The organism is Hydrogenothermus marinus, assembly GCF_003688665.1.
In the GTDB taxonomy this organism is placed as follows: Bacteria; Aquificota; Aquificia; order Aquificales; family Hydrogenothermaceae; genus Hydrogenothermus; species Hydrogenothermus marinus.
The window spans coordinates 87,714-99,943 of sequence record NZ_REFO01000013.1 but is presented as its reverse complement, the minus strand read 5'-3'; the positions used below and the strand labels follow the sequence as shown (position 1 = coordinate 99,943).

Annotated in this window: 11 protein-coding genes; 2 read left to right on the top strand and 9 right to left on the bottom strand. The window is 27.3% G+C overall.

Annotation, left to right across the window (positions count from 1 at the left end; genetic code table 11):
- The first annotated feature begins 14 nt into the window (after positions 1-14).
- Entirely contained in the window at positions 15-2,168 is a 2,154-nt protein-coding gene (locus CLV39_RS06535) for a RelA/SpoT family protein (protein WP_121923437.1), read from the top strand.
- Here the strand turns inward: CLV39_RS06535 and plsY are convergent, their stop codons facing one another.
- The 9 genes from plsY to CLV39_RS06490 are packed head-to-tail and all read right to left on the bottom strand — an operon-like array spanning position 2,169 to position 10,195.
- The gene (gene plsY / locus CLV39_RS06530; RefSeq protein WP_121923436.1) at positions 2,169-2,759 is read right to left on the bottom strand and encodes a glycerol-3-phosphate 1-O-acyltransferase PlsY; all 591 of its coding nucleotides are present in this window, start codon (positions 2,757-2,759) and stop codon (positions 2,169-2,171) included. It lies immediately after the preceding gene.
- The gene (gene pgsA, locus CLV39_RS06525; protein ID WP_121923435.1) at positions 2,750-3,265 is read right to left on the bottom strand and encodes a CDP-diacylglycerol--glycerol-3-phosphate 3-phosphatidyltransferase; all 516 of its coding nucleotides are present in this window, start codon (positions 3,263-3,265) and stop codon (positions 2,750-2,752) included. The genes plsY and pgsA overlap by 10 nt, the downstream gene beginning before the upstream one ends.
- Positions 3,262-4,395: a cell division protein FtsZ gene (gene ftsZ, locus CLV39_RS06520; RefSeq protein ID WP_121923434.1), complete on the bottom strand. Its 1,134-nt coding sequence runs from the start codon at positions 4,393-4,395 to the stop codon at positions 3,262-3,264. Before ftsZ ends, pgsA begins: the two co-directional genes overlap by 4 nt.
- 13 nt (positions 4,396-4,408) lie before the next feature.
- A complete protein-coding gene (ftsA, locus tag CLV39_RS06515; protein ID WP_121923433.1) occupies positions 4,409-5,647 on the bottom strand; it encodes a cell division protein FtsA in 1,239 nt (412 codons plus the stop codon).
- Between the two features lie 3 nt (positions 5,648-5,650).
- Entirely contained in the window at positions 5,651-6,328 is a 678-nt protein-coding gene (locus tag CLV39_RS06510; protein WP_121923432.1) for a cell division protein FtsQ/DivIB, read from the bottom strand.
- Entirely contained in the window at positions 6,312-7,208 is an 897-nt protein-coding gene (locus CLV39_RS06505) for a D-alanine--D-alanine ligase (RefSeq protein ID WP_121923431.1), read from the bottom strand. The genes CLV39_RS06510 and CLV39_RS06505 overlap by 17 nt, the downstream gene beginning before the upstream one ends.
- Positions 7,201-8,064 (bottom strand): UDP-N-acetylmuramate dehydrogenase, encoded by an 864-nt coding sequence (gene murB, locus CLV39_RS06500; protein ID WP_121923430.1) that lies wholly within the window; start codon positions 8,062-8,064, stop codon positions 7,201-7,203. Before murB ends, CLV39_RS06505 begins: the two co-directional genes overlap by 8 nt.
- Positions 8,061-9,098, bottom strand: a complete 1,038-nt coding sequence (gene murG / locus CLV39_RS06495) for an undecaprenyldiphospho-muramoylpentapeptide beta-N-acetylglucosaminyltransferase (protein WP_121923429.1) — start codon at positions 9,096-9,098, stop codon at positions 8,061-8,063. Before murG ends, murB begins: the two co-directional genes overlap by 4 nt.
- Positions 9,098-10,195 carry an FtsW/RodA/SpoVE family cell cycle protein gene (locus CLV39_RS06490; RefSeq protein WP_121923428.1) on the bottom strand — a complete coding sequence of 366 codons (1,098 nt, stop codon included), beginning with the start codon at positions 10,193-10,195 and terminating at the stop codon, positions 9,098-9,100. Before CLV39_RS06490 ends, murG begins: the two co-directional genes overlap by 1 nt.
- Before the next feature lie 153 nt (positions 10,196-10,348).
- On the opposite strand from CLV39_RS06490, the gene oadA reads away from it, so the two are divergent.
- The gene (oadA, locus tag CLV39_RS06485; RefSeq protein ID WP_121923427.1) at positions 10,349-12,187 is read left to right on the top strand and encodes a sodium-extruding oxaloacetate decarboxylase subunit alpha; all 1,839 of its coding nucleotides are present in this window, start codon (positions 10,349-10,351) and stop codon (positions 12,185-12,187) included.
- The last annotated feature ends 43 nt before the right edge of the window (positions 12,188-12,230 follow it).

Genomic DNA, 12,230 nt, shown 5'->3' with positions numbered 1-12,230 from the left:
TTTATACTAATCAAATGAAAGTTTTAGATAAAGAAAAAGAGATTCAAAAGCTTATTGATAAGTTAAATTATTTAGATAAAGAAGATATAAAAGATATAAAAAAAGCTGCTGAATATATAGTAGAAAAACATGAAGGGCAAGTAAGAAAATCAGGAGAACCTTATTATATTCATCCAATAGAGGCGGCTATTATTTTAGCTGACTTAAAGCTTGATAAAATATCAATTATTTCAGCATTACTTCATGATGTTGTTGAAGATACAGATACTAACCTTAAAGAAATAGAAAAGTTATTTGGTAAAAAAGTTGCTGAAATAGTAGATGGAGTAACAAAAATAGGAAAATATCATTTTAAAACAAAAGAAGAAGCAGAAGCTGAAAATTTTAGAAAAATGATAGTTTCAATGGCAAATGATATAAGAGTAATTCTTGTAAAAATTGCAGATAGACTTCATAATGCAAGAACTTTTCAGTATTTACCAGAGCATAAACAAAAAGAAAAAGCAAAAGAAACCTTAGAAATATATGCACCTCTTGCTGCAAGACTTGGTCTTTGGAATATAAAAGGAGAGCTTGAAGATATATCCTTTAAATATCTATATCCAGAAGAGTACAAAAAAATAACAACTTATGTAGCACAATCAAAAGAAAATCAAGAAAGATATTTAAAAGAAAAAATAGTTCCACAGATAGAAGAACTATTAAAAAAACAAAATATTAAGTATGAAATACAATATCGCTCAAAACATTTATACAGTATTTATGAAAAAACAATAAGAAAAAATCTAAAGCTTACTGATATATATGATATTTATGGAATAAGAATACTTGTAGAAGATGTTAAAGATTGTTATTTAACCTTAGGATTAATCCATTCAATCTTTAAACCTGTACCTGGAAGATTTAAAGATTATATATCACTACCAAAATCAAATCTTTACCAAGCATTACATACAACTATAGTTGGACCAGAAGGAAAATTTGTAGAAATTCAGATAAAAACCTTTAAAATGCATAAAATAGCAGAAGAAGGTATTGCTGCCCATTGGCGATATAAAGGTGGAGAAAAACTTTCTGAAAAAGATTTACAATCTTTTGTATGGCTTAGAAATATTCTTGAATCTATAAAAGAAAATCCATCTTCAAATCTTATTGATAATGTAAAACAAGACTTGAACAATGAAGAGATATTTGTATTTACCCCAAAAGGAGATTTAATAAAACTTCCAGTTGATGCTACTCCTGTAGATTTTGCTTATAATATTCATACACAAGTAGGACATAAATGTTCAGGTGCTAAAGTCAATGGAAGATTAGTACCTTTAAATACAAAGCTAAAAAATGGTGATGTAGTTGAAATAATAACTTCTCCCCATAAAAAACCAAATAGAGATTGGCTAAATTTTGTAGTTTCTTCAAAGGCAAAATCTAATATAAAAAGCTACTTACATAAAATAGAAAGAAAAAGAAGTATAAAATTTGGTGAAAAACTATTTGATAAACTTCTAAAAAGAATAGGTAAGAGTATAAACTCCTTATCAGAAATAGAAAAGAAAAAATTACTTGAAAGATTTAATTTTAAAACTTATGAAGATTTCTTAGCTGCCCTTGGAGATGGAAAATTATCTTTAAACAAAGTAATAAGATTTTTAAAATCAGGAGATAAAAAAGAAGAATATAAAGAAGAAAATAATAAAGTTCAACAAAAAGATTCTGTTATAGAAGTTGATGGAATAAGTAATATAATGTGTAGTATCGCAAAATGTTGTGAGCCTATTCCTGGTGATGATATTGTAGGCATTGTTACAAAAGGAAAAGGTATAACTATACATTTAAAAGACTGTTTAAATATAAAAAATATATTAGAAAAACAACCAGAAAAAAAAGTAGATATATGTTGGTCTGATAACATAAATAATGCAAACTATAATGTTTCTATAAGAGTGATTTCTGAAGATAGACCAGGCGTTTTAGCTGAAATATCCTCAGCTATAGCATCTAAAAACTCTAATATATCAAAAGCAACAATAAGAACTCGCTCAGATGGTAAAGCTATAAACGATTTTATTTTATCTGTAAAAAATAAAGCTCAACTTGATTCAGTACTGAATGCTGTTAAATCTATTAAAGGAATTGAATCTGCCTTTAGAATCAAAAATAGAAAATAGTTACTTGTAAATAAATCTGTGTTCTGTACCGTTTATAAGTCTATCTATATTTTTAGAATGTTTAATAAATATAATCAAAGATGAGATAAAAACTGCTATAGTTATATTTAAATCTCCAATAAGATAATAGATAATTATCCAAGAAAAAGAAGATGCAATAATAGATGCTAAAGAAACATAACCTGATACTAAAAAAGTTCCAAGCCATATTAAAAAGGTAATAAAAGCAACTTTACCAGATAAAGCTATTAAAACCCCAAAACCAGTAGCTACTCCTTTTCCACCTTTAAATTTCATGAATATAGAAAAACAATGTCCAATTACAGCAGTTACTGCAATGATAGCCACTAATTTAGTGTCCCAAAATAAATATTTTGCATAATACACAGGTAAAAATCCTTTTAATAAATCAAGAATAAGTACTAAAATACCAGCTTTTTTGCCAATAGTTCTTGTTACATTGGTAGCACCTATATTTCCACTACCTTCTTTTGTTACGTCTTTACCAAATAATTTACCTATTACATATCCAAAAGGAATTGAAGCTATTAAATATGTACCAATAATATATAAATAAAAATTTAGTTCCATATTTTTTCCTTAAATAAAAGTTTAAAGTAATCAATGGCAGAAATATAAGCTACAAAAATTGAAATCCATAATACAATATTTCCTATCATTACATAATTTAAAGATAATATAAATACTGCAATAAGTTGTAAGGTTGTTTTTATTTTTCCAAGAGAAGAAGCTGGAACAACAATTCCTTTATTAACCATTACAGAACGAAACCAGGTAATTAAAAACTCTCTAGCTACAACAAGAAATAAAGCAAAAGAAGAAACCATCTGTTTCTCAATAAAAGCAGCCAAAACAGATATTATGAAAATTTTATCAACTGCAGGGTCTAAAAGCTTTCCGTAATTTGTAACATCTTCAAAATTCCTAGCTACAATCCCATCTAACCAGTCTGTAATTATAGAAATAATAATAAGTATTGCAGAGATATAATAATAATCATTTAATATGGTATAAATCAGTAATGGTGTTATAAATAATCTTGCTATAGTTAAAATATCAGCATAACTAATTTTCACGTCGTATTGCCTTTGTTTTTCTTTTTTCTTAAATAAGTAGGTATATCAAGTTCATCATAAGAAGTTTCTTCAATAAAGCTTTTTTTCTCTGGTTCTTTTTTTTCTTCTTCTTCTAAAAGTTCTTTAAATCTTGGATGTTTTCTTTCAAATTTAGGTGCTTTTTTCTTATCTTCTTCTGTTTCAAAATCGGTAGCTACAACTGTTATTCTAATTTCATCTTCCGAATTCATATCAAGGGCTGCACCAAATATAATATGTGCCTCTTCATGGGCAAGCTCTCTTATTTGTGCAATAGATTCTTCAACATCTGAATAAGATAAATCAGGACTCACTTCTACATTTACTAAAAGTTTTCTTGCTCCTTCTATAGAAGTACCTTCAAGAAGTGGTGAATTTGTTGCATTATAAACTGCATCTTCTATTTTATTTTCACCTTTTCCACTTCCAACACCAATTAAAGCTTTTCCTCCACTTTCCATAATTGTTTTTACATCTGCAAAATCAACATTTACAAGTCCAGGTACTAATATTAAATCTGTAATACCTCTTACTGCTTTATATAAAATATCATCAACCAATTTAAAAGCTTCTAAAAAAGTAAATTTCTTACCTGCTATTGTTGTAAGTTTTTGATTATTAATTACTATATAAGTATCAACTACATCTTTTAATTTTTTTAATCCTTCTTCCGCAATTTTTGCCCTTGCAGGTCCTTCAAAATCAAAAGGTTTTGTTACTACTGCAACAGTTAATATTCCAAGCTCTTTAGCTGCTTGAGCTATTACAGGTGTTGCACCTGTTCCGGTACCACCTCCAAGCCCTGCAGCAACGAATACCATATCTGAGCCTTCTAAAGCTTCTTTTATTGCTTCTAAACTTTCTTTTGCTGCTTCTTCACCAACTTCAGGTTTGGAACCAGCTCCAAGCCCTCTTGTTACTGTTTCACCAATATGGATTTTATTAGGAACTGGTAATGAGTTTAAATGTTGTAAATCTGTGTTTACTATATAAAGCTCTACATCTTGAAGTCCTTCCTCATACATTCTTGAAACTGCATTACTACCTCCACCACCAACACCAAAAACTTTTATTTTAGAAGGATTTTTTGCATCAAAATTAAAATTTTCCATTTTAGTACCCTCTTTAAAAAAGACTTTTTATTTTTTCTACTAAAGTTTTAAATATATTTAATATATCACTTTCTTTCTCTAAGGATGTAGAATTTGTTTTCAAACTAAAATAATTTCTTTTAAAAAGTAATATACCTATAGAAGTAGAAAACTCAGGACTATTTAATCTATCACTAAATCCTCTATAATCTTTTGGTTTGCCTATTCTAACATCTGTATTAAAAACTCTATAAGCAAGTTCCTTAATATAAGGAGTATTAGCAACTCCGCCTGTGATTACAACTCCTCCATTTATTTTATCTAAAAACCCTACTGCTTCTATTTCCTTTTTCACCAAGCTAAATATTTCTTCCAATCTTGCTTCTATAGTATCAACAAGTTCATATTGGCTAATTGTAGCTGTATCTTCACTGCCTATCTGATTTATTTCTATTTCCATATCTTCTATTAATGCATCTACTGTAGCAAGACCATATTCTAACTTTAACTCTTCTGCTTCCTCTTTTGGAATTCTAAATCTATGGGCAATATCTAAGGTTATTCTATTTCCACCTATTGGAATATTTCCTACAAACTCAAAACTACTATCTTTTAAAACAGCTATATCTGTCGTACCTCCACCTATATCTAATAGAAGCACTCCCATATCTTTTTCTTCTTGATATAAAGTAGCCATTGCAGAGGCTACTGGATTTACTACAAAATTTAAAACATTTACACCTGAAGCTTCTATAACTCTTTTGAAATTTATGTAAGAGTTATTCTTTATAAGTATTACATGAAATTCACCTACTATTTTAGATGCTATAAAACCTTTTGGATCTAAAACTTCATTTTCATCATCAAGAATATATCTTTTTGGTATTATATGAATTATTTTATACTGATCTTTATTTATTTTTTCTTCTACTTTTTCGATTAATAAAGCTATATCTACCTCATCTATTTCCTTTTGATTTGTTCCAAAAGTTAAAGACTCTGATATATTTTGATATTCTAAATTTGGACCTGATAAGTTTACAACTGCACTATTTATTCCAACTCCAGATACTTTTTCTGCATCTTTTAAGGCTTTTTTTATACTCTTAACTACAGAATTTGGATTAATAATTGTTCCTTTTTCAATTCCTTCTGTTTCAGAAATTCCAAGTCCTACAATATTTAATTCTCCAACTTCATCAAAATCTCCTACCAAAGCTGTAGTTTTGCTTGTACCTACATCTATAGATACAAGTATACTATTTTTTTTCATGGCTTATCTCCTTGCTATAACCATAGAGTCAAAACTGAAATCTAAATATTTAAATTCAGCTAAATTTACATTTTTTATAAATTTTTTAAATTTTTCCATCTGAGAATCAATATTATTCATATTAAATATAATTATTTTATCATCTATTGTTTTAAAAGTTATAATTTTACCTTTATAAATAATCTTTTTTAATTTTAAATAATCTTTTAATTTATTATTTAAGTCTAAAATTGCTTGAACTTTATCTTTATTTAAGAGTATATCTTTATCATAGATATATATAAGTGGTAAATTCTTTGTATTATATTTATTGTGTAGTTTTACTCCATCTTTATCAATTATATATTTTTGTTTATTATGATAAACTACTGCAAAAGGTTCTCTCTCCCATATATAAAGATAAACTTCGCCAAAAAAATATCTCTTTATATCTATTTTTTTTATATCTGGATATTTTTTTAAAATCTTATTTTTTACTTCTTCAGAATTTAAGAAAAACCAGTTTTGATTTGAAAAAAACTCTTTTATATCTTCCTTTTTTAAATTTTTATAACCTTTAACTTTAACAACTTTAATTCCTACTAAATCTTTAAATATTGGTATTGTCGGTAAAAAATATCCAAATGCGGAACTTGTAATAATCCAAGAGATAAGAATTAAAAGTTTAGTCTTTTTTTTCATTTAAAGCCCCCTCTATAATCTTTTCTACAAGATTATCAAATGAAATACCTACATAAGCTGCTGCTTTTGGTAATAGACTATGATCTGTCATTCCCGGAATAGTATTTATTTCAAGTACGAAAGGATTATTATCTTTTGATAGAATTATATCTACTCTAATTGCACCTTTACAATTTAGATAGTTATAACATTTTAAAGATATATCATTTATTTTTTCTTCTAAATTCTTAGTTAAAGGAGCAGGACATAAATATTGAGTCTCATTTGAGATATATTTATTTTCAAAATCATAAAATCCTGACTGGGTTTTTATTTCAATAATAGGTAAAACCTTTCCATTTAATATACTAACTGTTAATTCTCTACCTTCTATGTATTCTTCAATTAGATAATCATCTAAATTTTCTATTTTGTTTAAAACTTCTTTTAACTGATTTTTATCTTTTACTATATAAACACCAATAGATGAACCTTCTTCTTTTGGTTTAAAAACTGCAGGAAGTTTTAAGTTTTCTAAGTTATAATCTTTTGGAACAGGAATATTATAGGTTGATAATATTTTCTTTGTTAATTTTTTATCCATACATATAGCACTTGTTTTAAAATCACAACCAGTATATTTTATGTTTAAAAACTCAAGTAATGCTTGAATTTGACCATCTTCTCCACCTTTTCCATGTAAAGCTATAAATGCTAAATCTGGTTTGTATGAAACTATTTCTTTTATGAAATTTTCTCTATTTATAGGATCAAAAACTTTAAAGATATAATCTAGCCTTTTTAATGCATTCTCAACTGCTTTTCCAGTTTTTATAGATATTTCTCTTTCTTTTGAAAATCCTCCATATAATAAAGCTATTTTTATATTTTTTTTACTCAATTATTCTTATTTCCCTTTCTAATTTGATATTAAATTGACTTTCAACCTTTTTTTCGGCTAATTCAAGTAAATTCATTAAATCTTTAAAGTTTGCATTACCATAATTAACCAAAAAATTTGCATGTTTTTCTGAGAAAGCTATATCATTTATTCTTTTTCCTCTAAATCCTGCTTTTTCAAGTAGTAGTCCTGCAAAACTACCTTCTGGATTTTTATAAGTTGAACCAATAGTTGGAAGATTTAAAGGTTGTTTTTTATTTCTTTCTAAAAGATGTTTTTTTATAATTTCAGAAATATTTTTATTACTTTTTTTTAAAACGATAATTACCTCATAAACAAAACCTTCTTTTTGAAACTGGGTTTTTCTATAGCTATAATCTATTTCCTCTTTTTTAGATATATGTAAATTTCCATTATTATCAATCCATTTTATTTCTTGTAAAATATCAAAAATCTCACTTCCAAAAGCTCCTGCATTCATAGCAGTAGCACCACCAATTGATGCAGGTATTCCTGATAAATTTTCAAATCCTTCAAGATTAAATTTTTTCACAATAGATACTATTTCTTTAAAACTTACTCCTGCTTGTGCTTTTATGAAAAAAGTATCTTTTCTTTGTTTTATTTCTAACTTTTTTAACCTTTTTGTAGAAACAAAAATATAATCTAAAATTCCATCTTTAAAAACTATATTACTACCAATACCTACGGGTATTAATCTTTTATTTTCATCTTGGGATTTTTTTATTAAAAACTGAATATCTTCAATATTTTCAGGAAAATAAATAATCTTTGCTTTACCACCTATTTTTATTGTTGAAAAGTTTGAAAGATTTATATCTTCTAATATTTTCATAATACTTTTTCTATCTCTTTGTAAATTCTTTCTTCTGCATTTAGTATAGAAAACTGTTTTATTTTATCCTCAAAATTTGTTATATCAAGCTTTAAAATATTATCAAAAATTTCAAAAAATTTATTTAGCTGGTTTTCTCTTAAAACCTTTGATAATCCTTTCTCCTCAAGCCATTTTACATTATAAAACTGATGATCTGATGCAGCATAAGGATAAGGAATATAAATAGAATATTTTCCAAAAGCTATTAACTCATTTACAGTACCAGAGCCTGATCTACTTATTACAATATCTGATACTTTGTATAAAAGCCCCATATCTTCATAATATGGAAATTTTATTAAATTTGGTAATTCTTCATTATAATCTGATTTTCCAAATATATTTATTACTAATAAATTTGAATAATTTTTAGCAATATTTACAGCAAGCTCATTTAATCTCTTTGCTCCTTGACTTCCACCAAAAATAAGAACAATTTTTCTATTATCTAAACTTAAAATCTTTCTTGCCTCTTCTTTTTTAAGATTTAATCTATCTTTTACAGACTTTCTTATCGGTAAGCCAGTTTTCACTGTCTTATTTTTAGGAAAATATTTAAAAGAGTAATCAAATGTTATAAAAATTTTTTTTGCTATTTTTGAAAGTAATAAATTTGTATAAGAAGGAATAGAGTTTTGTTCATGTATAAATAAAGGTGTATTTGTTAATTTTGAAGCAATTCCAAGAGGAACTGAAGTATATCCACCAAAACATATTGCAAAATCAGGTTTTTCTTTTTTTATTATTTTTTTAATCTCAAAAGCAGTTTTTAAAAGCTTAAAAGATGATTTTATTTTGCCAGTTTTCCCTCTAATTCCTTTTATATCATATAAAAATTTTTTACCTACAAAATCTTTATCTTTTTCTATCCCATATTTGGTACCAAAATAAAAAATCTCATATCCTTTTTCTGCTAAATATTTTGAAGTTGCCAAAGCAGGATAAAAATGACCTCCAGTACCACCACCAGCTATAAAAACTTTTTTACTCATTATTCACCATAAAATATGGATTTTATAGGTTCTTTAGAGATTTTAAGTAATATTCCTGCTGATATACATTCTATTAAAAATGAAGAACCTCCATAACTTACAAAAGGAAGTGTAAAACCAGTTGGTGGAAATAAGCCAACATTAACAAGAATATGAATTGCTGCTTGTACAACTATCATATATGTAATTCCAACTCCTAAAACCTGTGTAAAAGTATCTCTTCTATTTAAGGATATATAGATTCCTCTAAAAAGCAGAAGTATAAATAAAGATATAACAAATAAACATCCTATAAATCCTGTTTCTTCTCCTATTAATGCAAAAATAAAATCTGTATGTATTTCTGGTAAATATAAAAGTTTTTGAGTTCCTGCTCCTATTCCATCTCCTATAATACCACCTTTAGCAAAAGCAAGAAGAGACTGGAAAACTTGATGAGAGTTTTCACTGCCTCCCATAGGATTTAAAAAAGCATTAATTCTTTTCATTGCATATTCGGAATTTTTTATATAAAAAACAAGAATAATTATAGGTATAGAAGATATAGCTAGTATCTTTTTTAAAGAAAAATAAGAGCTACCTATTATTAGCAAAGCTATTAATATGATAAAACCTGCAGCACCCTTATGAGGTTCTATTAAAATCAAAAAGGATATTAAAAAAGGAACCAAGAAAGCAGTTAATAACTTAGACCAATTATTTAAACCTTCATTTTTTTTTCTATCTATAAATGTAGCTAAAAATAAAATAGTAGTTAGTTTAGCAAGTTCAGAAGGTTGAAAATTCATAAATCCTAAGTTTATCCACCTTTTAACTCCTGATGTTGGAATTAATAAAACAAGTATTAGTAGCAAAATTGTCAAAACTGTTAAAGGGTATGCTATTTTTTTCCAAAATGATATAGGCAGTAAATAAGTAAGAATGATAATTAAAAATCCAAGAGAAGTTATTAATATTTCTTTTTTTATAATAATTGAAGAGTTCGAAGAATAAAGTTGGTATGTAGATAAAGCACTATAAACAAAAACAATACCTATTATTATTAAAATAAGGAAGATAATAAATAAAAGCTTGTCAAAATAAATATTTCTTATCATATTTTATAAATTCTAAAATGTTAATCATTTCTTTTATTTCGGCAGTTTTTCTAAAAAACAAAATTCATTTTTTGGCATAAAATTAATTTAAAGGAAATATTGTATAATATAAGAAGTTTTCCTGAAAGTATTATTTACAAAGGGAGTTAAATTATGACAAAAAAAATTAATTTTACAGATGTTACATTAAGAGATGGACAACAAAGTTTACTTGCTACAAGAGTTAGGACAGAGGATTTACTTCCAGCAGCAGAAAAATTAGATAAAGCAGGATTTTGGTCTCTTGAAGTATGGGGTGGTGCTACTTTTGATGTATGTCTTAGATATTTAAAAGAAGATCCATGGGAAAGATTAAGAAAAATAAAAGAAGTAGCTCCTAATACACCTTTAGAAATGCTTCTTAGAGGCCAAAATCTTGTAGGTTATAGACATTATCCAGACGATGTTGTTGAAGAATTTGTAAAAAAAGCAGCAGATAATGGAATTGATGTTTTTAGAATATTTGATGCATTAAATGATGTTAGGAATATGGAAGTTGCCATATCTGTTGCAAAAGAAAAAGGGAAAACAGTAAAAGGAGTACTATCTTATACAATTAGTCCTGTTCATACTATTGAATATTATGTAAATGTTGCAAAACAGCTTAAAGATTTAGGTGTAGATATAATATCTATAAAAGATCAGGCAGGAATACTTTCTCCAAAAGTTGCTTATGAGCTTGTTAAGACTTTAAAAGATGAGATTAAACTACCAGTACATTTACATGCACAAACAACTGCAGCAATGGCAGAAATGTCTTGTTTGAAAGCTGTTGAAGCAGGGGTAGATATTATAGATACAGATGTTTCTACTTGGTCTTGGCTAACTGCTCATCCAGCTGCAGAAACAATGGCATATGTTTTAAAAGAGTTTGGATATCAAGTTGATATAGATTTAAATATAATTGAAGAAGTTGCAGAATATCTAAAAGAAGTTAGAAAAAAATATAAAAAATATGATACAGCTGAAAAATGGCCAGATTCAGAAGTTCTTATACATCAAATTCCTGGTGGAATGATGTCAAACTTTATTGCTCAACTTAAAGAAAATGATGCCCTTGATAAATTAGATGAAGTTAAAAAAGAAGTTGCAAGAGTTAGAGAAGACTTAGGATATCCTCCACTTGTTACTCCAACTTCACAAATAGTAGGAACTCAGGCACTTTTAAATGTATTACAAGGAGGAAGATATAAAGTAGTAACAAAAGAAGTAAAAGACTATGTAAAAGGTTTATATGGTAGACCACCAGCTCCAATTAAACCAGAGATAATTGGAAAAATAATAGGTGATGAAGAAATTATACAGGTAAGACCTGCAGATTTATTAGAACCAGAATTAGATAAATGTACAAAAGAAGCTTACGAAGCAGGAGCTAAATCTCCTGAAGATGTATTATCTTATTGCTTATTCCCATCAGTTGCAAAAGAGTTTTTTGAATGGAGAGAAGCTTATGAAAGAGGAGAAGCATTACCTCCTCAAATTGAGGAACTTTCAGAAAAACAAGAATGTGATACAGCTCCAATAGAGTTTAATGTTACTCTCCATGGAGAGCAATATCATATTCAGATAGCAGGTGTAGGTAATCCTATAGAAGAAGGTAAACCTTACTTTATTAGAATAGATGGAAGATTAGAAGAAGTACTTGTTAAACCTATCAGAGAAATAAAAGTAGGAGAAACATTTGAAGGGTTGCCTGAAACATCAACTATAACAGGAAGACCAAAAGCAGTTGATGTTGGAGATGTATCTTCTCCAATGCCAGGAACAGTAGTTTCCCTTAAAGTAGGAATTGGAGATATGGTTAAAAAAGGAGATGTCTTATTGGTAGTAGAAGCTATGAAAATGGAAAATGAAATACATGCTCCTATAGATGGTGAAGTTGTTGAAGTTTATGTAAAAGAAGGAGATAAAGTAAATCCTGATGAATGTTTAATAAAAATAATGCCTCAATAGTTTGAGATAGCTATTGAGGTTTCCCTCCCTCTTTATAAAATAT